General features: G+C 73.3%; 19 protein-coding genes and 1 tRNA gene. 3 read left to right on the top strand and 17 right to left on the bottom strand.

The features are described 5' to 3' along the window. Nucleotides 1-354 precede the first annotated feature (354 nt). Nucleotides 355-1,332, top strand: a complete 978-nt coding sequence (locus OV090_RS32065) for a terpene synthase family protein (RefSeq protein WP_267708471.1) — start codon at nt 355-357, stop codon at nt 1,330-1,332. 136 nt (nt 1,333-1,468) lie between these two features. Here the strand turns inward: OV090_RS32065 and OV090_RS32070 are convergent, their stop codons facing one another. The 6 genes from OV090_RS32070 to OV090_RS32095 all read right to left on the bottom strand — a co-directional run bounded on the left by OV090_RS32070 (nt 1,469) and on the right by OV090_RS32095 (nt 7,751). Beyond that, entirely contained in the window at nt 1,469-2,998 is a 1,530-nt protein-coding gene (locus OV090_RS32070) for a hypothetical protein (protein ID WP_267708472.1), read from the bottom strand. A 17-nt stretch (nt 2,999-3,015) separates the two neighbouring features. Continuing rightward, nucleotides 3,016-3,384, bottom strand: a complete 369-nt coding sequence (locus tag OV090_RS32075; protein ID WP_267708473.1) for a hypothetical protein — start codon at nt 3,382-3,384, stop codon at nt 3,016-3,018. Between the two features lie 43 nt (nt 3,385-3,427). Continuing rightward, a complete protein-coding gene (locus OV090_RS32080) occupies nt 3,428-5,887 on the bottom strand; it encodes an Hsp70 family protein (protein WP_267708474.1) in 2,460 nt (819 codons plus the stop codon). Between the two features lie 25 nt (nt 5,888-5,912). Beyond that, the gene (locus tag OV090_RS32085; RefSeq protein WP_267708475.1) at nt 5,913-6,395 is read right to left on the bottom strand and encodes a hypothetical protein; all 483 of its coding nucleotides are present in this window, start codon (nt 6,393-6,395) and stop codon (nt 5,913-5,915) included. A gap of 274 nt (nt 6,396-6,669) precedes the next feature. Beyond that, the gene (locus OV090_RS32090; RefSeq protein WP_267708476.1) at nt 6,670-7,401 is read right to left on the bottom strand and encodes a sigma-70 family RNA polymerase sigma factor; all 732 of its coding nucleotides are present in this window, start codon (nt 7,399-7,401) and stop codon (nt 6,670-6,672) included. A gap of 29 nt (nt 7,402-7,430) precedes the next feature. Continuing rightward, nucleotides 7,431-7,751 (bottom strand): PilZ domain-containing protein, encoded by a 321-nt coding sequence (locus OV090_RS32095; RefSeq protein ID WP_267708477.1) that lies wholly within the window; start codon nt 7,749-7,751, stop codon nt 7,431-7,433. A 284-nt stretch (nt 7,752-8,035) separates the two neighbouring features. On the opposite strand from OV090_RS32095, the gene OV090_RS32100 reads away from it, so the two are divergent. Beyond that, nucleotides 8,036-8,509: a hypothetical protein gene (locus tag OV090_RS32100; protein WP_267708478.1), complete on the top strand. Its 474-nt coding sequence runs from the start codon at nt 8,036-8,038 to the stop codon at nt 8,507-8,509. Nucleotides 8,510-8,831: 322 nt separating this feature from the next. Here the strand turns inward: OV090_RS32100 and OV090_RS32105 are convergent, their stop codons facing one another. The 10 genes from OV090_RS32105 to OV090_RS32150 all read right to left on the bottom strand — a co-directional run bounded on the left by OV090_RS32105 (nt 8,832) and on the right by OV090_RS32150 (nt 19,032). Further along, nucleotides 8,832-9,317: a hypothetical protein gene (locus tag OV090_RS32105; RefSeq protein WP_267708479.1), complete on the bottom strand. Its 486-nt coding sequence runs from the start codon at nt 9,315-9,317 to the stop codon at nt 8,832-8,834. A 483-nt stretch (nt 9,318-9,800) separates the two neighbouring features. After that, nucleotides 9,801-10,877, bottom strand: a complete 1,077-nt coding sequence (gene holA / locus OV090_RS32110) for a DNA polymerase III subunit delta (RefSeq protein ID WP_267708480.1) — start codon at nt 10,875-10,877, stop codon at nt 9,801-9,803. Between the two features lie 115 nt (nt 10,878-10,992). After that, the gene (locus tag OV090_RS32115) at nt 10,993-12,366 is read right to left on the bottom strand and encodes an RsmD family RNA methyltransferase (protein ID WP_267708481.1); all 1,374 of its coding nucleotides are present in this window, start codon (nt 12,364-12,366) and stop codon (nt 10,993-10,995) included. Continuing rightward, complete coding sequence (locus tag OV090_RS32120; RefSeq protein WP_267708482.1) at nt 12,366-12,965, bottom strand: hypothetical protein; 600 nt, start codon at nt 12,963-12,965, stop codon at nt 12,366-12,368. Before OV090_RS32120 ends, OV090_RS32115 begins: the two co-directional genes overlap by 1 nt. An 82-nt stretch (nt 12,966-13,047) precedes the next feature. Continuing rightward, nucleotides 13,048-14,214 (bottom strand): acyl-CoA dehydrogenase family protein, encoded by a 1,167-nt coding sequence (locus OV090_RS32125; protein WP_267712104.1) that lies wholly within the window; start codon nt 14,212-14,214, stop codon nt 13,048-13,050. Between the two features lie 96 nt (nt 14,215-14,310). Then, on the bottom strand, nt 14,311-14,856 hold the full coding sequence (locus OV090_RS32130; protein ID WP_267708483.1) for a hypothetical protein: 546 nt from the start codon (nt 14,854-14,856) through the stop codon (nt 14,311-14,313). A 91-nt stretch (nt 14,857-14,947) separates the two neighbouring features. After that, nucleotides 14,948-16,093, bottom strand: coding sequence for an acyl-CoA dehydrogenase (locus OV090_RS32135; RefSeq protein WP_267712105.1), 1,146 nt, complete (start codon nt 16,091-16,093; stop codon nt 14,948-14,950). Nucleotides 16,094-16,116: 23 nt separating this feature from the next. Further along, nucleotides 16,117-16,911: an enoyl-CoA hydratase-related protein gene (locus OV090_RS32140; RefSeq protein WP_267708484.1), complete on the bottom strand. Its 795-nt coding sequence runs from the start codon at nt 16,909-16,911 to the stop codon at nt 16,117-16,119. Nucleotides 16,912-16,915: 4 nt separating this feature from the next. Next, on the bottom strand, nt 16,916-17,812 hold the full coding sequence (locus OV090_RS32145; RefSeq protein WP_267708485.1) for a 3-hydroxybutyryl-CoA dehydrogenase: 897 nt from the start codon (nt 17,810-17,812) through the stop codon (nt 16,916-16,918). A gap of 38 nt (nt 17,813-17,850) precedes the next feature. Continuing rightward, entirely contained in the window at nt 17,851-19,032 is a 1,182-nt protein-coding gene (locus tag OV090_RS32150; RefSeq protein ID WP_267708486.1) for a thiolase family protein, read from the bottom strand. Between the two features lie 273 nt (nt 19,033-19,305). Between OV090_RS32150 and OV090_RS32155 the strand changes: the two genes are divergently transcribed. Next, nucleotides 19,306-19,379, top strand: a tRNA-Met gene (locus OV090_RS32155). 363 nt (nt 19,380-19,742) lie between these two features. Here OV090_RS32155 and OV090_RS32160 read toward each other — a convergent pair. Further along, nucleotides 19,743-23,348, bottom strand: coding sequence for a serine/threonine protein kinase (locus tag OV090_RS32160; RefSeq protein WP_267708487.1), 3,606 nt, complete (start codon nt 23,346-23,348; stop codon nt 19,743-19,745). Between the last annotated feature and the right edge of the window lie 85 nt (nt 23,349-23,433).

The raw sequence follows: 23,433 nt of genomic DNA on the forward strand, positions 1-23,433 counted from the left end.
ACACGGCGCGCGACGGACGAACTTGCTTCGCGATCCCTTCGAGTCAAAATGGACGCACGCCCCTCTGCACCTGAAATCGGGGTCTCCGAGCGACATTTGTTCGTGCACGTCGTCGTGTCACGGACGCACGATCGTCGTGATCCGATCGACCCAGTGGCGCCGCTCACAGGACGACCGGGAGGATGACTCGTGTCGAGACCCAGACTCGCACACGGGATCGACCCCCTCCTGGCCATCGACCAACCGTAGACAAGTCGCCGGTGCTCCGGGCCCGGAGTCACCGGTCTCGGGCGTCGGGCCGTAGACCGCCGGTCCGACGCCCGGGGCGGACCTCTCTCCTCCCCTCCTCCTCGCATGAAGTTCCCACGCGACGATCGATCACGGATGACGGCCGAGCTGGCGATCGAGGTGACGCTGCGTTATCCGCTGCCTTGGTTCTCACCTGGGGACCTCGGCCTGCAGGAGGTCCTGAGCCCGAGCCCGCGCCTGCTCGGAGGCGTTGGTTTCCGCGGGCTGGCGGTGGCCCGCCTCGGCGGCTGGCCCTCGATCGCAGCCGACCCGCAGCGCGCCGCCACGGCCCTGCGATTTATGACCTTCTGGGCGCTGCTCGGCGAGGAGGGCGGCTTCCCCGAGGCCGAGCTGCTGGCCGCCGTGCGCGGCAGCGACGGCCTGCCGGAGAACATCCCGCCGGCCCTGCGCGCGTGGTGGGACGTGGCCCGGCGCTGCCGCGCGGCGATGGGCCCGGCCTGGTGCGGCCGCCTGGCCGAGGACTTCGCCGACTGGCTCGACGCCAACCGCTGCGAGGCGCACTGGCGCGCCAAGATCGAGGTCGACGCGCCCTACCCCGCGCGCCAAGACCTGCTGCCGATCCGGGTCGCCAGCGTCGGCGTGGCCCCGGCGATCGACTTCCTCGAGTACGTGAGCGACTGCCCGCTGCCCCTGGCCGTGCGCAGCCACCCGGCCCACGCCGCGGTCCGCCGCTACGCCGCCCGCCTGGTCGCCGTCCAGGACGACCTCGTCGGCGTGGCCGAGGACCTCGCCTCGCACCGCCCCAACCTGCTCGGCTGCATGCTCCTCCACGAGGGCCTGAGCCCCGCCGCCGCCGCCGCCGAGGTCGAGGCGCTGCACGACGAGAGCCTGTGCGGCCTCACCGGCGCGTCTCAATTGTTGCGCGCCGAGTTCCCGCGCGTCGAGGCGGTGACCCGCTGGCTCCGCGCGGTCCAGACCCTGTGCCACGGGTTCGCCCGCTGGCACTCGATGACCCCGCACGAGCGCCGCACGACGTACCTGCCCTCCGGGCCGGGGCTGGCGATCGAGATCGAGTACGTGTGACCTCGCGGACATGTCCGCTCGGGCAGGCTCTCACGGGCATGTCCGAACGGGCATGGCTTGAGCGACATGTCCTGAGGCGCAGGCGCGCCCGTCGAGGCCGCCCCGAAAGACAGCCCGCTCGCAGCCGCAGGCGGGCTCACCTCTTCGCGCCGACGTTCTTGCGCTGGAGCTCGATCGCCTCGAGGTCGCCGACGGCCTCGGCCTCGGCCAGCAGCCACTGGAACATCGGCCCCGACAGGCCGTACTCCTTGCGGTCGTTCCACAGCCACACCGCGTAGCCGCACACGTCGCGGTGGACCTGCGGGAACATCAGGTAACGCAGCGCCATCCCGCCGAGCAGGACCGCCTCCTCGTAGCGGCGGCGGAACTGGTTCCACGCGCGCGACTCCTCGGCCGGCGGCAGGCGGCGGTCGGCGGCAGTGCGCGCGCGCAGCTCCTCCGAGCCGGCCTCGACCCCGCCGAGCAGCTCCGCCCGCAGCTCCTCCGCGGCCAGCGCGGCCGTGGGCACCTCGGCCTCGAAGCTGTCGAGCGGCAGCTTGGCGGCCCGCGCCAGCTCGGCCAGCTCGCGCGCGACGACGCGGCGGATCGCCGCCAGCGCCTCCTCGGCGCGCGTCTGGGCGGTCAGCGCCGCGGCCCGCTGACGCATGCGCCGCTCGGCGGGCGCCCACGCGGCCTCCCACGCGCGACAGAGCTCCTGCATGCGCGTGGCCGACAGGCGCTGCTCGAGCTCCGTCGCCGGCTGCCCCGCGGTCTTGGGCCGCAGCGCCAGCCAGGTGGCGTGGAGCGCCTGCGCGTGGGCCACGGGATCGTCGGCGTGGACCGACGGATCGATCAAGGGCACGGTCGCCGGCGGCGGTGCGGGCGGCGGCGGCTTGCGCTGGTGCAGCACCCGCGGCGCAGCGCGGGCCTGATCGAGCAGCGGCCGCATGGCCTTTCGGCCAGGTGCGAGCAGCCACGAGATCCACAGGCCGAAGTCGGTCGGGTTGGGCTCGCCGGCCAGCGCCTCGCCGCGGATCCGCGCGGCAGCGCGGGCGAGGAAGCGGGTGTACGCGGTGGCCTGGCCCGGCTGCACGCCGCGGCGCATGACCGTGATCCAGTCGCCGCGCGCGGCGGCGTCCGCCACCAGCCAGTCGTTGGCGGCCCGCCGCGCAGCCTTCGGCGCGAAGTCGGGGTCGAAGCCGTCGACGCCGAGGAGGATGTCGCGCGCCCCGTCGCGGTCGCCGCGGCTGGCCGCGAGCAGCCCGGTCGCGACGATGCCGCCGAGCCCGGACCTGGCCCGCGCCTGGATCTTGCCCTCGAGCCAGCTGGCCAGCGCGGCGTCGTGCGAGCGGTGCAGCAGCGCCAGCGCGGCCGCGACGACCTGCCCGCCCTCGTGCTCGCGCTCCCAGCTCGAACGGGCCAGGAACGCCAGCCAGTAGCTGGTGCGCACGAGGCCGGCCGCGATCACGGTGTGCCGCAGGGCCGGCCACACCAGCCCGCCGACCAGGTCGAGCAGCGCCATCACCCAGCTACCGAGCGCGATCAGGAGGATGATGCCGCCGAGCACGCTGCCGATCGCGTACGACTGGGCGACGAAGTCGGGGCCGCCGACGACGATCCCCAGCACGAGCAGAGCGAACACCGGCCACGCCCCGCGACGACGCGTGACTCGGCGACCTTCGGTCATTTTCGTCGCGTCGTGCCTCATGACCGCCTCCAGCCGAGCGCCGCGAACGCCTCGGTGAACGGGGCCGGCCCGGGGCCCTTCGTCTCGGGCGCCGGCGGCGGCTTCGGCGGGGCCGCGGGCGGCGGCAGGCTGGCCCAGAACTCGTGCGCCAGCCGCTTCTCGTGGTCGCGCAGGGCCGCCATGGCGGCGCGCACCTTGTCCTCGGTGCGCGGGCGCGGCCCGAGCGGGCTCATGTACGTGGCGGCCGACTTGAGCTTGAGGCCGAGCATCCCGAGCAGCTTCTGGCCCTCGCGCTCGACGTCGACCCGGCTGCAGTCGGGCCGCAGGCCGAGCACGTAGAACGGGTTGTCGGCCAACGCCTGGAAGTCGTCTGGCTTTTGCGACATGGTGCTCCCGACAGGTCCTTTAAGACATGAGCGAAAGGTCAGCTCAGCGCACGCCCGACTCGTGGCCCTTGCGCCGGTCCTCGGCCGCGCTCGGCAGCAGCTGCCACAGCTTCTGCGTCACCCGCCGCAGCGCCTCGTTGTCGCCCTTGGCCAGGGCCTCGCGGCCCTCCTTGACCAGCGCCTGGGCGCGGGCGACGTCGGTCGCGTTGCCGGCGTCGGCGGCCGCGTCCTCGAAGCGGTGCTTCCACGCCTCGGGGTGGCGCCCGTAGGCCGACGAGCCGAGGCGGCGGAGCAGCCGCAGCTGGCGCTGCAGCTCGAGCGGGTCGCGGGCCTGGCGGGCCTTGTCGACCGCCTTGGCGGTCTCCTGGTACAGCGTCTGCTCGTGCGGCTGGCCGTAGTCCTGGACCCACCCGGTGGTCCAGATCAACGCCTCGCGGGCCTCGCGGTCGAGCTCCGGCCAACGACGGTCGAGCTCGACCGCCTCGATCTGCGCGTCGACCTCGATCAGGGTGCGCCGGGCCTTCTGCGCCGCGTCGGTGTCGCCGCCGCGGGCCGCGTCGATGTCGCGGCCGACGTCGTCGAGCGCGCTCTCGACCTGGCCGAGGCGCTCGATCGAGTCGCGGGCCTGGCGGCGGAACGCGTCGGTGCGCAGCTCGCCGAGCCGCGCCCGCGTGGCCGTCACCGTCGACGCGAGCACCTCGGGGTCGGCCTCCGGCACCAGCAGGTGCGCCACGTGCTCGAACACCTGGCCGATCGCGGGGATCAGCGCGCGCGCCGACATCCGCCCGCCGCGATCGAGCTCGATCGTCAGCTCGACCTCGGCCCCGGACGCCAGCGTCTGCTTGAGCTCCTTGCCGCCGATCTCGAGCGCGCCGACCAGGCGGCACAGGTGGGCCTGCTCGTACTCGCCCTGCACGATCGGGATCTTGATCACCGCCTTCTCGGCCCCGCGGGCCACGCTGTCGACGGTGTGCAGGGTGAAGGTGCGCCGGGCCGGCAACGGCGCGCCGCGCTCGAAGTAGACGCGCACGTCGTTGCTCGCCAGCGCCACCCCGATCGTGCGCGACAGCGGCGGGTCGCTGATGGTGAGGCCCTGGACGATCGTCAGCGTCGGCGGGTCGATCGTCACCGCGTTGCCCTGGATGTTCTTGCCGGTCAGGCGGAACACGTTGGGCTTGCGCGGCACCAGCGAGACCGGCAGGACGAACGCGCCCTCCTCGTCGAGCGGCGTCCACGGGCTGTCCCACAGGCCATCCGCGCGGGCGAGCTGGATCTCGGTCGGCACCGAGTTCACCGGACCTGTCCGTTCGACCAGGCGACCGACCACGTGCGGCGTCAGGTCCGACGACATCGCCGGGTACTGCAGCCACACCTTGGCCCCGCGGACCTGCTCGATCGCGCTCGGCCGCGCCTCGAGCCCGGCCGTCGCGGCGAAGATCGCCGCGCCCTGGGCGACCAGAGTCATCGGATCGAGGCCCTCCGCCGGCGGCACCGAGAGCTGCTGGCTGACCAGGCGCCGCACCACCGGCATCACCGACGGCCCGCCGACCAGCACCACCCGCGTCAGCCCGCCGTCGGCCACGCCGTGGGCCTGCAGCAGGCGCCGGCACACCGCGATCGAGCGGTCGATCGCCGGCGCGCACAGGCGCTCCAATGTCTCGCGGTCGAGCGTGACGTCGAGGTCGTGGCTGGCGCCGCCGACGTCGAGCCCGGGCACCGTGATGCTGGCCGACTCGGCCCGCGACAGCTCGATCTTCGCCTCTTCGGCCGCGAGCTTGATCTTGCGCACCGCGGCCGCGTGGGCCGGGTCGCCGCGGCGGATGACGACGCCGTCGCGCGCGGCCTGGGCGATCGCCCAGTCGACGATCGCCCAGTCGAAGTCGCGGCCGCCGAGGAAGTTGTCGCCGTCGTGACCGACCACGCGCAGAAGGCCGTCGCGGGTCTCGAGCAGCGAGACGTCGAAGGTGCCGCCGCCGAGATCGTAGACCAGCCACGCGCCGCCCTGGTCCTCGATTGTCCAGCCGGCCGCCAGCGCCGACGCGATCGGCTCCTGCAGCAGCTCGACCCGTTCGAACCCGGCCAGGCGCGCGGCCTCCGAGGTCGCGCTGGTCTGCGGCAGCTCGAACAGCGCCGGCACCGAGATCACCGCGCGCGCCGGCAGCACGCCGATCTGGTCGCGCACGTCGGCTCGCAGCGAGCGCAGCACCTCGGCCGCCAGCTCCTCGGGCCGGCGCTCGAGGCCCGCCGCCCCGAAGCGGATGCCCTGCGCCGTCCCCATCAGCCGCTTGAACTCGCTGCGCGTGTTCTCGGCGTCGGTGTCGAGGAAGCGCCGCGCCTTCGCGCCGACGGTCACGTTGCCGCGGGCGTCGATGCGGACCACCGACGGGGTGATCGGCGAGCCCTGGGCGTTGCGGACCAGCGTCACCTTCTCGCCGTCGAACACGGCCGCGGTGGAGTTCGTGGTCCCGAGATCGATCCCGACGTAGAGGGGCGCGCTGGTCATCGCGGGCAAGTGTACCCGGGCGCTCTCAGCCTCGCAGCGGCGAGCGAGCGCGCCGACGCAGAACTCGGTCGACCGTCACCCCGCCAGCCGCGCCGAGCCCGACCAGCGCGAACAGCAGCGGCAGATCGCCGGGGCGCCCCGCAGGCGGGCTCGGGGCCGCGCCGCGCCAGGCGACGCGCACCCGCCCGGCGCTCCACGCCCCGCAGAGCTCGCCCACCAGCGCCGTCCCAGCGGCCTCGTCCCAGCCCGGCGGTCCCTGCCCGGTCACCACCACCGCACCCGGATCGTCGGCCCGCGGCAGGCGCACCTCGACCGCCAGCCCCTCGGCCCCGAGCGACCGCAGGGCCGCGACCACCGCGTCCGCCAGCGCCAGCTCCTCCCGCGCGCGCTCGCCCGCGCGCGTGGGCACCAGAGCAGGATCGCCGAACAGCTCGCGCTTGCCGCGGACCCCGCGGACCTCGGGCGCCCGCGCCGGCTCGCAGGCGGCCAGAGCTGCCCCGAAGAACATGCTCCAAACGACATGTCTCGAAAGACCTTCCCGTTGGAGCATGCCCGCAAGACCATGTCTCTTCCGCCAGCTGGCGGTGTCCTCGCGCACAGCGCTCACGGCCCGGCCCCCGCGAAGCGCGTCCCCCCACGCACCTGGACGACGCTCCGCGGCCGCTCGAGCGCGCTGGACCGCGAGCGACGAGCCGCGCTCGGGATCGCCAGCACCGGCTCGGCCGTGACGCCACGAACTGCGAGCCGCGCCTCCATCCCTCGCTCGCCCACATCCCGCCCGCTCACGGCCCCGCCTCCGGCGGTCGCGCCTCGGCCGTCAGCAGATCGGCCAGTCGCCGCAGCAGCCGCTGGTGGCGGCGGGAGATCGTGCTGACGCTGGTGGCGAGGTCGGCCGCGACCTCGGTGAGAGTCAGGCCGCGCACGTAGACCGCGTCGATCAGCGCCCGCTCGTCGGGATCGCAGCGCTCGACCAGCGCGCGCAGCGTCAGCCGGACCTCGGGGCCGAACGCGTCCTCGTCGTCGCTGGCGAACAGGCGCGACAGCACCGCGGCGGCGGTGACCTCGCGGACCAGCTCGGCCGCGTCGCCGAAGCGCTCCCCGATCCGCCGCGGATCGTCGCCCGGGCGCAGGCGGATCTCCGACAGCTCCTGCGTCACCTCGAGGGTGTTGAGGATCCGCCGCGCCCGCTTGTGGTCGGGGAAGGCGTTGCGGGCGGCGTCGATCATCGCCCCGCGGACCCGGTAGAACGCGAACGCCGCGAACGGCACGCCCGAGGCCGGGTCGTAGCGCAGGGCCGCGCGCGCCAGCGCCTCGTAGCCGGCGCTCTCGCACTCGTCGGGCGCGATCCCGACGATGCGCCGCAGGCTGCGCGCGATGCCGGGCACCCGCGGCGCGAACGCCTCGACCCGCGCCCGCTGTTCGGGGCTGAGGCCGGGCCCCCGCGCGGGTTCGCGGGCGGCCGGCTCGCCGTCGTCGTCCGTGACGTGCGAGACCTCGTCGTGAGGCTGGTTCATGGGACATGTCCTCGCAGACAGGGGCCGGCTCAGGCGCCGGCGGCCTCCTGGCTGTCGAGGATGTGCTTGCGCAGCGCGCCCTTCTGCTCGTCGCTGATGTGGACGAAGCGGATCGCCATGTCCTCCTCGCCGCCGCGCACGACCATGCCGGTGAGCGGCAGGCTGGCCGAGAGGGTCGGGAAGCTCAGCACCAGCGCGACCTGCTGCCCCGCCTCCTCCCACGCCGGGCCGACGAACTTGCAGCCGCCGAGGCTGAGGTCGTCGAGAGGGCGGGCCAGCACGACCTCGGAGCCGATGATGTCGGCGTGGGCGTGGATCCGCAGGCGGGGGTGGAAGCGGGCGTCCGTCACTCTGCGATGATAGCCGCGCGCTCGCGCGAGCGACCTCGCCGCGCGCCGCGACCCGCCGACACGCGGCGCGGACGGCCCGTCACCCGCCCGCGACGCGCTGGCACGCCGCTCTCGCGCCTCGTGCCAAATTGGCACGGAAGACCCCCCGGCCGCGCTCCCGACGCGTGCGCTAAGTCCTTGTTCGCAGAAGCGAGTTTACGAACTGGCGCCCGTGGCCGCGTGCTTGCACAATGCGCCTCGCTCGACCCATGCCCGGACGTTCCCTCGCTCTCGCACTCGCTGCCGTGCTCGCCGTGCCCACCCTCGCCGGCTGCAAGAACACCGCGATCATCCCCGGGACCGAGATCCCGGACACTCCCGACAACCGCGAGCTCCTGCAGGTCATCGAACGCTTCCGGACCAGCTTCGTCCGCCAGGATCCGGCCGGCATCCTCGCCACCGCGCACCCGACCTACTACGACGAGTCGGGCACCGACGACCCCAGCGACGACATCGTCTACGAGGAGCTCGGCCCGATCCTCCGCCGCCGGATCGCCCAGCTCGAGTCGGTCCGCTTCACCATCGAGTACCTCGACGTCTACATGCGCCGCGACCGCGCCACCGTGAACGTGTGGATCGACGCGACCTTCCGCCTCAAGCCGATCCTCGGCGACGACGGCATGCCCCGCTTCCCGCCGCGCGTGGTCCCCAAGCAGGACTACGCCAAGTTCGAGCTGATCCGCGAGGGCGACTCCTGGCTGATCACGAAGGGCATCTGAGCCCGGCTGCCCGCGCGGGCAGGTCCCCGAGGACCTGCCCGTTCGCGCATGCCCCACAGAACATGTCCTGAGGGACATGGCCCCTGGGACCGGCGCCGGATGTCGCTCGCTCGTCCCGGCCGCTCGGCGCCGCCCGCTGTCGCTACCGCCCGGGCTGCTCTGCTCGGCCTTCGCTTCGGCGCCCGGCTCAGGCTCGGCAAGCTCCGGGGACGACGACGCCCGTCACCCCTGAAGCGACCGCCAGGGCTGTCTCTCGTCCCTCGCTTCGCCTCGCAGCCGGCGTCCGGCTGCGAGCTCGTCGCGCTCGGGTGAGGGCGCTCGGTCAGCCGCTGCAGGCGCCGCCCGAGCAGCTCTTCTTGCACTTCGCGTCGCCCTCGCAGCCGCGCGCACACACACCGCCCGAGCACGTCAGGTCGCAGTCGGAGCCGGCCTTGCAGGTCTGCGTGCAGTTGGCGCCGCTGCAGGTGAACTTGCAGGTGGCGCCCTTCTCGCAGACCTGCGTGCAGTTGCCGCCGCCGCAGGTGTACTCGCAGTTGCCGCCGCTGCAGGTCTGACGGCAGCCGCCGTCGTCGCAGTCCTTGCCGCCGGCCGCCGGCTCGGCGTCGTCGTCGAGGTTGGTCGGGGCCACGATCACCCCGCCGCCAGGCAGCTTGATCGTCCCGTCGGCGCCGACCTCGACCTCGCCGGCCTTCACCCCAGCAGCCGACACTTTGACGTCGCCGACCTCGGTGCCGCTGACGTTGATCTCGCCCGGCTTGACCGCGACCGCGACCGCGCCCGCCTTGATGTCGACCTCGCCTGGCTTCATGTCCACGCCAGCCGGAGGCGCGGCCGTGGCCGCAGGTGCTGCGGTCGCCGGCACGGCAGCCTTCTGCTCAGCCTCGGCGGCGGGCTTCGAGTCACAGCCCATCACGGACACCGCCACGATCGCGGCGAAAAACGAATATGCGCGCATCCCTTGTACTCCTGTGCGCGACCCTACCACATGGGAGGCGCCGCTCCCGGGCCACGGGTTTCCTGTCCTCGGGGACATGTCGACGCAGCAGACTCGACCATGACGAACGCCGCCAGGAACGGACCGGAGAAACACTCCAAGCCGGCACCGGATGCCCTCGCCCTGGGCGGCTCGTCCACCGCGGTTCTGCCGGACGTACTCGTCGAGCTCCGAGGTCCGCGGGCCTCGCCGTCGAGAGACCGCGATGCTCGTCGACCCGCGGTCCCCCACGTCGGCCTGCAATCGCGCGTCACCGCCACCCGGGCGCGGTCCCGGTCGCAATCACCATGCACCGCCTCAGGTGCGCGCGTCGACGCCGGGCAGCGCGCGGCAGGTGTCGAGGATCCACCGCTGCAGCGCCAGGTACGGCGACGCGTAGGCCACGTGCGAGCCGCCTTTGAGGTCCTGGTCGAGGCGCACCAGCGCCGCGTAGGCCGAGCGCAGGCGCGGCTCGCTGAACCCACGCGCCTGCGCCTCGAGCCCGCGCACCAGGAACGGCGGCAACTTGGTCGCCTCGGCCACGCGGCCCGGGTTGACCTTGGCGGTGAAGATCAGGCGGATCTGCCGGGTCAGCATCGCCAGCACCTGCATCGACACGCCCGCGTCCTTCTCGCCCGCCGCGAACATGCGCGCGAGCACTGCGAGCGCGGTGTCGGCCTCGCCGCGGCCCACAGCGTCGGTGAGGTCGAAGATCTTCGCCTCGCGGGTGTGGGCGACGATCGCCTCGACGTCGGCGAGCCCGACCGGGGCGTCGCCCGCGTGCATCAGCGCCTGGTCGAGCGCGCCCAGCAATTCGCTGCGCCCGGTGCCGACGCTGGCGACCAGCGCCGCGGCGGCGTCGCGGGAGATCTTGCGCCCCTGCGCCTGCGCCTCGCCGATCACGAAGCCGACAGCGTCGTCGTCACGCTTGTAGGCCTCGAACTTGTGGGCCCAGCCGCCCGCCTTGCAGGCGGTCACGAGCTTCGAGCGGCCGTCGATGCCGCCGCCGCTGATCACCAGCACGGTGCTCGGGCTCGGCGCCTTGATGTAGGCCGCGAGCGCGTCCATGGCCGCCGAGTTGGTGCTCTCGGCCTCGGGCCCCTTGCCGAGGTCGTCGGGGTTGGCGAGCTCGACCAGCCGCCACTTGCTCATCATCGGGATCTGCGCGCAGGCCGACAGCACCGGCCCCGCCCCGGTGAGGTCGACGCCGTCGAAGCGCTCGTGGTTGAAGGCCGCCATCGCCTGCGCGGTGGGATCGTCGGGCGGGACCACGACCTTGCGCAGCGCGGTGATGACGGCGCGGATCGCCGCCGGCTCGTCCCCGTAGAGCACGTACACCGGGTCGAGCTTGCCGGCGGCGATCGCCCGCTCGAGCGCGCGGACCTCGTCGCTCATGGCCTGACCTTTCGGACAGCCCACTCTACCGAGGCTCGGTCATGACCTGCCCCTCCGGACAGGTCGCAGCGGCACGGCGATCGCCCGGCGCAACCTGTCCCTGCGGACAGCTCGCTCACGACCGCTCCCGCGGAGCGTCCAGCGCGACGATCACCTCGACCTCCGGGGTCATCGGCATCATGTCGATCGCCAGCGCCGAGGCGGCGCGATGGCCCGCCTCGAGCATCGGCTCGAGATCGCGGGCCAGCGTCGCCGGGTCGCAGGCGACGAACACGGTGCGCCCGCTGGCCACCCGCGCCAGCGCCCGCGCGCCGTGCAGGCCGAGGCCGGAGCGCGGCGGGTCGAGCACCACCCGGTCGAAGCTGCGGCCCTCGGCGGCGTAGCGAGTCAGCGCCCGCGTCGCGTCGAGCCGGCGCACCTCGACCTTCGCCTGCCGGCTCGCCAGGGCCTTCTTGGCCAGGCGCAGCAGCGCCGACGCCGAGCCGCGGTCCTCCTCGACCGCCACCACCTCGGCCGCCTCGCGGGCCAGCGCGCGGGTGAAGTTGCCCCCGCCCGCGAACAGCTCGAGCACCTGGCCGCCGCGCGCGTCGGCCAGCGAGACCACGCGCTCGACCAGGGCCCGGTTCTGGGCCGCCTGGGCCTGTGAGAACTCGAAGGGACCTGTCGGAATGGCCATGTCCTCGGGGCCAGCATCGGCCAGGCCCAAGCGCCCGCGCCCGAGCACCAGCTCGCGCCGGCCGCCGCGCGCGACCACCCCGACGATCACGTTGTCGAGCACCTCGGCGAGCGCCGCTCGCAGGCCGGCCTCGTCGGCGTCGCCCTCGCGCGGCGCGAGCCCGGGGATCCCGACCACCACCGCGGCCCCGTCGGACAGCAGGTGGACCTCGCCGCGCCGCAGCTGCCGCAGCACCTGCGCGAACCCCCCGGCGCCGCCGGCCAGCGCGGACAGCCGCGCCAGCGCGTGGTTCAGCGGGGCGTCGAACACCGGGCAGTGCGCCAGCGCCAGCACCTCGTGCGAGTGCCGGCGGTGCAGCCCCAGCCTTAATTCGTCGCCGACCCGCTCGACGTGCAGGCGAGCCCGCCGGCGATAGCCGAGCGCCCGCGGGCTGGCCAGCGCGTGCGGCACGGCGATCCCGAGCCGGCGCAGCGCGCCCTCGGCGATCTGGCGCTTGAGTTCGGCCTGGGCGGCCGCCCGCGCGTGCTGCAGGCCGCAGCCGCCGCACACGCCCTCGACCGGGCACGGCGGGGTCACGCGGTCGGGGCTGGCGGTCAGCACCTGCAAGGTCCGCCCGCGGATCATCCGCCGGCGCTCCTCCGACCTGACCGCAAGGACCTGTTCTCCGGGCAATGCCCCTTCGACCAGCCAGGTGCGCGTGTCGGCGTCGTCGCCGACGGCCCGGCCCACGCCCTCGCCGCCGTGGGCGATCCCGCGGACCTCGACGCGCTCGCCGGCCGCGGCCTCCGTGGCCTCGGTGGCTCCGGTCTTCATCACTTCTTCTTCTTGGTCTCTTCGGCGTTGACGTCGATGACGCGGTCGCGGGACGGTCGCTGCTTGCCGTCGCCCATCTGGGCGAACGGGAAGCTGCCGAAGCCCGGGCTGCCGCCGGCCGGTCCGCCAGCGCCCGGGCCGCCGCGACCCTGCTGCTGCGCCGCCTGCTGGGCCTGCTGCATCGCTTGCATGGCCGCCTGCAGGTTGGCCAGCGGCCCGGTCGCCTTGGGCTTGGGCGCGAACTGGGCCAGCAGCGCGAAGCCGAGGGCCCCGAGGCCGAGGATGTAGACCGTCGGGTCGGACCCGCGGGACACGCCGCAGGCCACCGCGCCGAGCCAGAAGAAGAACAGCACGATGGCGAAGCAGCCGGCCCCGCGGGCCAGGCCGAACAGGCCGAGGATCGCCACCGCGCCGCCACCCACCATCACCAGAGTGGGCAGGTACGGCGGCGGACCGTTGAGGAACAGGCCGACGATGGTGACCACCGCGCCGACGAGGAACAGCGAGAAGCGCCGCTGCATCTCCTTCTTCATCAGGCTCATCGCGTCGGGCGGGAGCTTGCTGAGGTCGAAGGGCATCTGGGGCGGGACTTGAGCCATGGTCGTGTCGGGGGGGTTTACAGCAGCCGGTTACGGCGGCGGGTTGCGGCGGCCTTCTGGCTGCGTCCTCAGCGTAGCAGCGCTAGCCGGCGGTGCGAGCGAAGCGGCGAGCGATCTCACGGCTGATGACGATGCGCTGGATCTCGCTGGTGCCCTCGAAGATGCGAGTCACACGGACGTCGCGGAGGTAGCGCTCGACCGGGAACTCGCGGGTGTAGCCGAAGCCGCCCAGCACCTGCACGGCCCGGTCGCACGCGGCCCAGCCGCGCTCGCTGGCCGCCAGCTTGGCCATCGAGGCCTCCTGCGTGAACGGCCGGCCCTGCTCCTTGAGCCAGGCGGCGCGCAGGGTGAGGAGGCGGGCCGCCTCGAGCTCGGTGGCGCTGTCGGCGAGCATCCACTGGATCGCCTGGTAGTCGGCGATCGGGTGGCCGAACTGCTGGCGCTCGAGCGCGTAGCCGCGGGCGAAGTCGGTGGCGGCCAGGCCGCAGCCGAGCGCCAGGCCGGCGATGCCGATCCGCCCGCCGTCGAGCGCCATCATCGCCACGCGGAAGCCCTTGCCCTCTTCGCCGAGCAGCGCCTCGGGGCCGAGCTCGACGTCGTTGAACTCGAGCGGCGTGGTGGTGCTCGCGTGCTGGCCGGTCTTGTGCTCCGGCTTGCCGCGGACCAGGCCGGGCGCGTCGCCGCGGACCACGAACGCCGAGATGCCCTGCGAGCCCGGGGCGTCGCTGGTGCGCGCCCACACCACGAACAGCCCGGCGTCGGTGCCGCTCGTGATCCACAGCTTCTGCCCGCTCAGGACCCACCCGCCGCGGCCGTTGGCGACGGCGCGCGTGCGCATCCCGGCCGGGTCGCTGCCGGCGCCGGCCTCGGACAGGGCGAAGCCGCCGACCACGTACTCGCCGGAGCACAGCCGCGGCACGTGCTCCTGCTGCTGCTCGGGCGTGCCGAACTTGGTGACGACCTCGGCGACCATGTTGCTGACGGTCATCGCCACCGTCGTGCCGGCGCACGCCTTGGCCAGCTCGATCACCGCCAGCGCGTAGGCCACCGCCCCGGCCTCGACCCCGCCCAGCCGCTCCGGCACGTTGATGCCGAGCAGGCCCAGCGACGCCGCCTCGGCAAGGCTCTCGCGCGGGAACCCGCCGGCGACGTCGAGCTCGGCCGCCCGCGGCGCCAGCGTGCGCGTCGCGAACTGCCGCGCGGTGCTGACGATGAGCTCCTGGTCCTCGGTCGGGGTGAAGTCGTACATGGTATCGAAAAAGAAGAACATGCCCGAGGGGCATGGCTGAAAGGACATTACCGAACGTACATGTCCCTTCGGGCCTGCCCCATCAGGCAGACGCGCTCAGTAGGCCTCGCCGACCTTGCCGGTGTACGTGTAGACGTACTCGACCTCGGGCGCCGGGTCGAACTCCCACTTGAAGGCCGACTCCTCGACGCAGGGGGCGAACAGCTTGGCCTCGCGCGGCTTGAACTTGTCCTTCGGCACGCCCTTGGGCGGCCGGCGCTCCCTGATGTCGATCGTCGGGATGTTGACCTTGGTGACCTTGCCGCTGGTGGCGATGGTGACCTCGGCCGAGAAGGTGCCGGCGATCCAGCGGTTCTCGTAGGCCTCCATGTCCTTCTGCAGGCAGCGGCCGAAGTCGCGCTCGTACACGCTCTCCATGGTGTCCTGGATCGACGCCAGGGTCTTCGGCGAGACGGACGCCTGCGTGGTGCGGTCGTACTCGTCGAGGCCCTCCTCGGACTTCACCATGTCCTTGTCGTACTCCGTCTTGGTGTACTCCGCGTACATGGCGTCCTCGTTGTTGTCCATCTTGTTGAGGTGGCGCTTGGCGCACCCCGGGACGGCGACGGCGGCGGCGAGCAGGATCACGGTCGTGGTTCGCATGATGGTTCCTCTGGAGGGCTCGCGCCGGCGCTGCGCCCGGCGAGCCTGGGCATCCGGGGCATGATAGCGCGCCCGCGGCCGGCGGTCACCGTCACTTGCGGCGCAGCAGGCCGGCGGAGATGACGACGCGCTGGATCTCGCTCGTCCCCTCGTAAATCTCGGTGATCTTGGCGTCGCGGAAGTGGCGCTCGACCGGGTACTCGGTCACGTAGCCGTTGCCGCCGAACACCTGAATGGCGTCCTTGGCGACCTTGTTGGCGGTCTCGGAGGCGAACAGCTTGGCCATCGCGCTCTCGACCGAGTGCCGCTGCCCCCGCTTCTTGAGGCTCGCCGCCCGATAGGTCAGCAGGCGCGCGGCGTCGATGCCGACCTGCATGTCCGCGAGCATGAACGCGATCGCCTGGTGGTCGATGATCCGGCGGCCGAAGGTCTTGCGGTCGAGCGCGTACTCGGCCGCGGCCTCGAAGGCGCCGCGGGCGATCCCGAGGGCCTGGGCGGCGATGCCGATCCGCCCGCAGTCGAGGGTGGCCATCGCCACTTTGAACCCGCCGCCGACCTGGCCCAGGATCTGGTCGTCCGACACGCGGTGGTCGGTGAAGAAGATCTGGCACGAGTGACTGGCACGGATCCCGAGCTTGTCGTCCTTCGGCCCGCGCGTCACGCCCTCGCCGTGCATGTCGACCACGAACGCGGTGATGCCCGAGTTGCCGCGCTCCGGGTCGGTCATGGTGAACAGGATCCCGGTGTCGGCCTGCGGGCCGTTGGTGATCCAGTTCTTCACGCCGTTGATGACCCAGCCGTCGCCGTCGCGCACCGCGGTGGTCTTCTGCGCCGCGGCGTCGCTGCCGGCGTTGGGCTCGGACAGCATGAAGCAGCCGAGCTTCTCGCCGCGGGCCAGCGGTGTCAGCCACTTCTGCTTCTGCGCGTCGGTCGCGAACTTGAGCAGCGGGTCGCACACGAGCGAGTTGTTGACGCTCATGATCACGCCGGTCGACGCGCAGGCGGCCGAGACCTCCTCCATCGCGATCACGTACGAGATCGGGTCGAGCTCGGAGCCGCCGTAGGCCTCGGGGACTTCGATGCCGAGCAGCCCGAGCTCGGCCATGCGCTTGACCAATTCTTTCGGGAACCGGGCCTCGCGGTCGAGCTCGGCGGCCAGCGGCTTCACTTCGCGGGCCGCGAACTCGCGGACCATCTTCTGCAGCGATTCTTGGTCTTCGGTCAAGGACAGGTCCATCGCGGTCTCCGATTGCTTCTCGTTCACTCGCCCTTGAACTCGGGCTTGCGCTTGCCGAGGAAGGCCGCCATGCCCTCCTTCTGGTCGGCGGTGGCGAACAGGCCGGCGAACGCCTCGATCTCGAGCGCGTTGGCCTGCGCCAGCGGCAGGCCGGCGCCGGCGTGCAGCACCCGCTTGGCCTCGGCGATCGCCACGGGGCCCATGTCGGCGATCTTCTTGGCGGTGACGATCGTCGCCGCCAGCAGCTCGGCGGCCGGCAGCACGCGGTTGGCGAGGCCGATCCGCAGCGCCTCGGCGGCGTCGATGGTGTCGCCGGTGAGGCACAGCTCGAGCGCGCGGGCCAGGCCGACGCGCCGCGCCAGCCGCTGGGTCCCGCCGAAGCCGGGGATCACGCCGAGCTTGACCTCGGGCTGGCCGAACTTGGCGTTCTCGGCCGCGTAGATGAAGTCGCACGCGAGCGCCAGCTCGCAGCCGCCGCCGAGCGCGAAGCCGTTGACGGCCGCGATCGTCGGGATCGGCAGGCCCGCCAGCGCCTCGCCGACGCCGTGGCCGGCGCGGGCGAACTCGCGGGCTGTCCCTTCGGACATGTCGGCCATGGCCGCGATGTCGGCCCCGGCGACGAACGACTTCTCGCCGGCGCCGGTCAGCACCAGCGCCCGCACCTGGCCCGCGCGGGCCGCGGCGGCGGTGTCGTCGAGCACCTGCGCCAGCCCGGCGATGACCTCGGGGTTGAGGGCGTTGAGCGCCTTGGGCCGGCTGATGGTGACGACGCGGACGCGGGCGTCGTCGCTGACGAGCAGGGTGTCGGTGCCGAGCATCGGCCTACTTCCCCTTGCTCGAGTAGTCGTAGAAGCCGCGCCCGGTCTTGCGCCCGTGCCAGCCGGCCGCCACGTGCATGCGCAGGATGTTGGCCGCGCGGTACTTGTCGTCGCCGAGCTCGCGATGGAGCACGTCGGCGATCGCCAGGCAGGTGTCGAGGCCGATCAGGTCGGCCAGCTCGAGCGGGCCCATCGGGTGGTTTAGGCCCAGCTTGGCGCCGGTGTCGATGTCCTGGGGCGTGCCGAGGCCCTCCTGCAGGGCGAAGCAGGCCTCGTTGATCAGCGGGATCAGCACGCGGTTGACGAGGAACCCCGGGCAGTCCTTGCTGGTGATCGTCGTCTTGCCGAGCTTCTGCGCCAGCGTCACCGTCGCGCCGTAGATCGCGTCAGACGTCTGCAGGCCGCGGATGATCTCGACCAGCTTCATCAGCGGGACCGGGTTCATGAAGTGCATGCCGACCACGCGGTCGGGCCGCTTCGTCTGGGCCGCCAGCAGGGTGATGCTGATCGAGCTGGTGTTGGTCGCCAGCACCGCGTTGTCGCCGAGGGCCGCGTCGAGCTCGCGGAACAGCTTCTTCTTGAGCTCGATGTTCTCGGTGGCCGCCTCGACCGCGAAGTCCGAGGGGGCCAGGCCCGCCGCGCCGACCACCGCGGTGATCCGCTCGACGATCGCGGCCCGCTCGGCCTCCTGCAGCTTGCCCTTCTCGACCAGGCGCCCGAGCTGCTTGGCGATCCCGGCCTTGCCGGCGTCAGCGCGGGCCTGGTCGACATCGGCCAGGAGCACCCGGTAGCCGGCCTGGGCCGCCACCTGAGCGATGCCCGCCCCCATCTGCCCTGCGCCCAGCACGCCGATGGTGCGGACGCTTGCGAGGATCTCGTCTGCGCTAGTCCCTTGGGTCATGTCCGATCTCCGGTGTGCTTGCTTTCATGTCCGAAAGTTCAGGCGGTCCGCTCGACCATCAGCGCCACCGCCTCGCCGCCGCCGAGGCACAGCGACGCGACGCCGCGGCGCTTGCCCTCCTGCTTGAGCGCGTGGACCAGCGTCACGAGCACGCGGGCGCCGGAGCAGCCGATCGGGTGGCCGAGGGCGATGGCGCCGCCGCGGACGTTGAGGCGGTCGTGCGGGATGCCGAGCTTGTCGCCGTTGGCCAGGGCGACCACCGCGAAGGCCTCGTTGATCTCCCACAGGTCGACGTCGGCCGCCGCCTTGCCCGTCTTGGCCAGCAGCCGCTCGATCGCGCCGGTCGGGGCCGTGGTGAACCACTCGGGCGCCTGGGCGAAGCCGGCGTCGCCGACGATGGTGGCCAGCGGGGTGATGCCGCGCTTGTCGGCCTCGGCGCGCGACATGACGACCAGGGCGGCCGCGCCGTCGTTGATGGTCGAGGCGTTGCCGGCCGTGATCGTGCCGTTCTTGTCGAACGCGGGGCGCAGGCCGGGCAGCTTCTCGATGTCGCCCTTGAACGGCTGCTCGTCCTCGCTGACGGTGACGGAGCCCTTCTTGCCGGGCACCTCGACGGGCGCGATCTCCTCGCGGAACAGGCCGGCCTTCACGGCCGCCTGGGCCCGGCGGAAGCTCTCCGCCGCGTAGCCGTCCTGGCGCTCCCGGGGGATCGCGCACTCACGGGCGCACAGCTCGCCGGCCATGCCCATGTGGAAGTTCTTGTACGGGTCCCACAGGCCGTCGTGGATCATGCCGTCGACGAGGGTGCCGTTGCCCAGGCGGTAGCCGGCGCGGGCCTGCGGCAGCAGGTACGGCACGTTGGACATGCTCTCGATACCGCCGGCGACCACGATCTCGGCGTCGCCGGCGCGGATCGCCTGGGCCGCGAGCATCACGGCTTTGAGGCCAGAGCCGCAGACCTTGTTGATGGTGATGCAGCCGACGTGGTCGGGCACGCCGGCGCCGCGGCTGGCCTGGCGGGCGGGCGCCTGGCCCTGGCCGGCCGGCAGTACGCAGCCGAGGATCACGTCCTCGACGTCCTTGCCGTCGACGCCGGCCCGCTGGAGCGCCGCGCGGACGGCGACGCTGCCGAGTTGGTGGGCGGCGAGCGGCGCGAGCGCCCCTTGAAACGCGCCGATGGGGGTGCGAGCAGCGCTGGCGATCACGACTTCCCGGGCCATCACGAAACTCCTTTTGCGCAGCCTGCGAACCGGCGGGGCGCGCGGCGGCGGGATCGTCGTCGCGGCGCCCGATGGTTCGCCAGGTCGGCTTAGCACGCGGGGATGCAAGATCTGAAGCCCTGGAGCCGGCAGCGCCCGGGGCGCGACCTTTGCGCTGACTCACTGCGCTGGCGCATCCGCGGCATTTCGGGGAAATCTCCGCGAGAGCGCCGAGGTCGAAGCTTTGCGGTTGACGATGACCGCTCAAATCGGGTACCCACGTGCGCCCTCGATGCCGGGGTAGCTCAGATGGTTAGAGCGAGGGATTCATAACCCCTAGGTCGGCGGTTCGATTCCGCCCTTCGGCACCCAAGCCCGCCCCTCCCGGCGGGCTTGTTTTTTTAATCGTTCGCAGGATGACCTGGTCCGAGGGACAGGCGAGTCGCGGACCTCGGTGAGCGGCGCGGACGCAGCGGCTTCGGCAGTCGTCACAGGCGCGTCTGGAGTGGCCCTTGGGACATGTGACCGCTCAGGTCGAGCACCCTCCTGCTCGCACGCGTCCCAAGATGTCCTTTCGGACAGGTGATCCAGAGCGCCCGGTGACGCTCCGCGCGGACGGCCGTTCGGACAGGTTGTGAGCGGCGCGCCGAGCACCCTGTGCGGGTACACGGCGCACCCTGCCCTTGCATGACGGCGAGCTCGGCCCGGCGACGGCGCCAGGCCGCGAGAGCTCACGGCTTCTTGTCGCGAGGATTGGGCTTCGCGCCGGGCAGCAGGCCGCCCAGACCGCCTGGCCCCGGGATGTCGAACAGGCCCGATTTGCCCTGCGACCGCGAGTTGCTCAGGCCGCCCGCTCCGAGCGGCTCGAACGGCTTGGGAGCGGGCGTCGGCTCCGCTGGCGCGGGGGCCGGTGCCTCCTGCGCGGGGGGCGTCGGAGCCGGCTCGGCGGGCTTCGGACCTGCCCCAGCGGACATGTTCGGAGCGCCAGCCGCTCCCGGACGCGCCGGCTGAGGCGTCGGCTTCGCACCTGGCCCAGAAGACAGGCCACCACCTATCGGGGCAGCCGCGGCGGCCGGCCTGGCGCCGCTCGCCACGCCGGGGCTGCTCGTCGCAGGCGCCGCGGCGGAAGTCCCGCCAGCGGGTTTGGCCGCGTCCGTCGCGGTCTTCGCCGTGACTGTCCCGAGGGACCTGTCCGATCCGCCAGCCGGGCCCAGCGGCTTCGAGGCCGCCGTCGTGCTCGCAGCCTTCGCCGCCTCCGTGCTCGCGGACGGCGACGCCGCGCTCTTACTCGCAGCCGTGGCCGGTCCGCTCAGTCCGGGCGGGGTCGCGGCCTTCGCCGGCCCGCTCAGTCCGGGCGGGGTCGCGGCCTTCGCCGGCCCGCTCATCGGGCGACTCGACGCCTGCGCCGTGCCCGTCGCTCCTGCGGCCTTGGCCGGCCCGCTCACTCCGGGCGCTGCAGGGCCGCTCGTCGCGGCCTTCGCCGGCCCGCTCATCGGGCGACTCGTCGCCTGCCCTGCGCCCGTCGCTCCGCCCGCGGCCTTCGCCGGCCCGCTCACTCCGGGGGTGGTCGTGCTGCTCGCAGCCTTCGCCGGCCCGCTCGCCGGCCGACTCGTCGCCTGCGTCGTTCCGCCCGCGGCCGGCTGCACGCTCGTGCCACCTGTCGCGCTCGCGGGCTTCGCCGGGGCGCTGCTCGCGGCCTTCACGGGTCCGCTCGCCCCGCCGATCGTCGCCGCGGCGGGCTTCACCGGCTCGGCGGGAGCGCTCGCCTTCACGGGCCCGCTCGCACCGATCGCGCCCGCTTCGGCGGCCTTTGCCGGTCCGCTGGCGAGGCCCGGGGCCTTCGTCGCGGCAGCGTTCGGCTCGCTCGCGGCGGCCGGCGCCGGGCCGGAGCCCGCACGTCCCGCCGCGGCCGACACGGTCGCGCCGACCCCTGCGGGCGGGCGCGCCGGCGTCGGCGACGACCAGCGCGGCGCCTCGGGCGGCTTGCCCACGTTCGTCTCCGAGTTCGTGGCCGGCCGCGTCGGCAGCGTCCCGCCCGGCGGCGCGAACGGCCGCGTCGGCACTGGTCCGGACGCACCTGGCCCCGAGGACACTGCCGGCTGCCCGTGCGCCGGCGTCGCCGGCCTGCTCATCGGGACAGGTCCCGAAGCACCTGTCCCCGGAGACACTGCAGGTTGCCCGTGCGCCGGCGTCGCCGGCCTGCTCGGCAAGCCTCCGAGCGGCGCCTGCCCTTGCGTCGACCCGCTCGCAGGCACCGGCCCCGAGGCACCTGCCCCCGAAGTCGCCGCGCCGGGCTTGCTGCCCGACCCCGCTGGAGGCGCCGCGGCCGGCTGCCCGTGCACGGGCGTCGGCCGGCTCACCAGCCCCGGCGGAGGCGCTATCGCGGGCTGCCCCTGCACGGGCGTCGGCCGGCTCACCAGCCCCGGCGGAGGCGCCACCGCGGGCTGCCCCTGCATCGGCGTCGGCCGGCTCCCGAACACGGGCGGCGCCCCGAGCGACGACGGCCGCGTCGGCGCCGGTCCGACGACCGTCTGCGCCGCCGGCTTGCCGGCGGCCGGCGCCGGTCCCGAGACACCTGCCCCGGCGCGCATGCTCGATGGGACAGGTCCCGAAGCACCTGCCCCGGACGACATGCCCCCTGCGACCTGTCCCGACGCACCTGGCCCTTGCGCCTGGGCCGCCCGCACGCTCTCCGGCACCGGCAGCTCGGCCGGCATCATCATCTGGACCGTGTCTTCGTTGGGGTCGGGCTCGCCGTCCTCGATCTCGTCGACCTCGTCGGCGTCGACCTCGGCGAGCTCCTCGTCGCCCGCGTCCGCGTAGCCCTGCCCGGCCTCGCCGTCGCTCTCGGCCGCCTGGGCCTCGCCGTACGGGTCCTCGCCGTAGCGGCCCTCGTACGCCCCGCTCTCGCTCAACGGCTCTTCCTCGGCCGCCGCGGCTGCGATCGTCTCCGCCGCGGTCGCGTCGTGCTCGGCCTGGGCGGCGTCGTCGTGCTCGGCCTCGGACGTCGGCGGGCTCGCGGCCGGCTCGTCGGCCTCGACAGCGATCTCCACGGAATGTGAACTCGGCCCGGCGGCCTTGACCGGCTTCGACTCCGGCCGCCCTTCGGCGCGCGTCGGGATCCCGAGCGACTCGCGCCGCTCCTCCAGGATCCGGCGCAGCTCGGCCCGTCCCTCACGGGTCAGCAGCGTGCGCGAGCGCGCCTTGGGCCCCTCGGGGACGCTCGCTCCGGCGCCGCTGCCCGCCGCGAGCGCCTTCGTCCGCAGCGTCTCGTCGACGTTGATCTCGAAGTCCTCGGCGGCTGGCCCATCGGACAGGTTGGCGAACGGCCCGCTGACCCGCGACGGCGGCTTCTGCGGCGCCGGCGCGACCGGCAGGCTGCGCGGACGCATCGAGCCGGCCATCGGGTCGGTCTTCGGCCGCGGCCCGCCGGCGCTGAGGGTCGGCGCGGCCGAGGGGCGCTGCGGCGGCCGCTGCGGCTCCTCCCAGTCGTCCTCCTCGCACAGCTGGTTCAGGACATCCTGGACCACCACGCGCATCACGTTGGCGCTCGGCCAGCGCGCCTGCGGCTCGAACGCCAGCGCCCGGTCGATCAGCTCGATCAGCGGGCGCGGCAGGTCGGGCCGCAGCGTCGCCAGCGATCGCGCCGGCGTGCGGGCCACCGCGAGCAGGCGCTCGATCACCGGGCCGATGGCCGGGAAGACCGTCTCCCCCGACATCGCCCGGAACATGGTCGCCGCGATCGACCACAGGTCGCTGCGCGCGTCGAGGTTGTCGTTGTCGGCGCGGGCCTGCTCCGGCGCGATGTACGAGACCGTGCCGAACACGATGCCGTCGCTCTGGTCGAGCGCCTCGGCCGACAGCTCGCGCACGCGGGCGAGCCCGAAGTCCAGCAGCTTCACGCTGCCGTCGCGGCACAGGAAGATGTTGGCCGGCTTGATGTCGCGGTGAAGGATGCCCTTCGAGTGGGCGGCCGCGAGCACCTCGAGCAGCGCGTCCGTCATCTCGAGCACGGCCACGGGGGGTAGCTGGCCCAATCGCTCCAGGCGCGACTCGAGCGACTCGCCGTCGAGCAGCTCCATCACCAGGTACACGTCGCCCTCTTCGGTGATGTCGTCGTCGAGGACGTGGACCGCGTTGCGATGGCCGACGCTGTTGGCCGCGTAACCTTCGCGCAGGAAGCGACGGCGCGCCTGCTCGTTGCGGAGGAAGAGCGTGTGCAACACCTTGAGCGCCGCGCGGTTGCCGTTGCGATGCGTGGCCGCGTACACCGACGCCATCCCGCCGATGGCGATCAGGTTGTCGAGGTGCCACTTGTTTCGCAGCCACCGGCCCACGCGACTCTGGGCCTCCGATAAGAATCTCGTGCTGCTGCCCCCGACCAAGCGGGCCCAGGATCACGACTCAGGGCGCGAGGTGTCA

The sequence above is a fragment of the Nannocystis sp. RBIL2 genome (assembly GCF_026626745.1).
Lineage (GTDB): Bacteria > Myxococcota_A > Polyangia > Nannocystales > Nannocystaceae > Nannocystis.

Bases quoted from the DNA above. Each gene is read 5' to 3' on its own strand.
- OV090_RS32065 (WP_267708471.1), top strand. From the start codon at position 355: ATGAAGTTCCCACGCGACGATCGATCACGGATGACGGCCGAGCTGGCG.
- OV090_RS32070 (WP_267708472.1), bottom strand. From the start codon at position 2,998: ATGACCGAAGGTCGCCGAGTCACGCGTCGTCGCGGGGCGTGGCCGGTG.
- OV090_RS32075 (WP_267708473.1), bottom strand. From the start codon at position 3,384: ATGTCGCAAAAGCCAGACGACTTCCAGGCGTTGGCCGACAACCCGTTC.
- OV090_RS32080 (WP_267708474.1), bottom strand. From the start codon at position 5,887: ATGACCAGCGCGCCCCTCTACGTCGGGATCGATCTCGGGACCACGAAC.
- OV090_RS32085 (WP_267708475.1), bottom strand. From the start codon at position 6,395: ATGTTCTTCGGGGCAGCTCTGGCCGCCTGCGAGCCGGCGCGGGCGCCC.
- OV090_RS32090 (WP_267708476.1), bottom strand. From the start codon at position 7,401: ATGAACCAGCCTCACGACGAGGTCTCGCACGTCACGGACGACGACGGC.
- OV090_RS32105 (WP_267708479.1), bottom strand. From the start codon at position 9,317: ATGAAGCCAGGCGAGGTCGACATCAAGGCGGGCGCGGTCGCGGTCGCG.
- holA (WP_267708480.1), bottom strand. From the start codon at position 10,877: ATGAGCGACGAGGTCCGCGCGCTCGAGCGGGCGATCGCCGCCGGCAAG.
- OV090_RS32115 (WP_267708481.1), bottom strand. From the start codon at position 12,366: ATGAAGACCGGAGCCACCGAGGCCACGGAGGCCGCGGCCGGCGAGCGC.
- OV090_RS32120 (WP_267708482.1), bottom strand. From the start codon at position 12,965: ATGGCTCAAGTCCCGCCCCAGATGCCCTTCGACCTCAGCAAGCTCCCG.
- OV090_RS32125 (WP_267712104.1), bottom strand. From the start codon at position 14,214: ATGTACGACTTCACCCCGACCGAGGACCAGGAGCTCATCGTCAGCACC.
- OV090_RS32130 (WP_267708483.1), bottom strand. From the start codon at position 14,856: ATGCGAACCACGACCGTGATCCTGCTCGCCGCCGCCGTCGCCGTCCCG.
- OV090_RS32135 (WP_267712105.1), bottom strand. From the start codon at position 16,093: ATGGACCTGTCCTTGACCGAAGACCAAGAATCGCTGCAGAAGATGGTC.
- OV090_RS32140 (WP_267708484.1), bottom strand. From the start codon at position 16,911: ATGCTCGGCACCGACACCCTGCTCGTCAGCGACGACGCCCGCGTCCGC.
- OV090_RS32145 (WP_267708485.1), bottom strand. From the start codon at position 17,812: ATGACCCAAGGGACTAGCGCAGACGAGATCCTCGCAAGCGTCCGCACC.
- OV090_RS32150 (WP_267708486.1), bottom strand. From the start codon at position 19,032: ATGGCCCGGGAAGTCGTGATCGCCAGCGCTGCTCGCACCCCCATCGGC.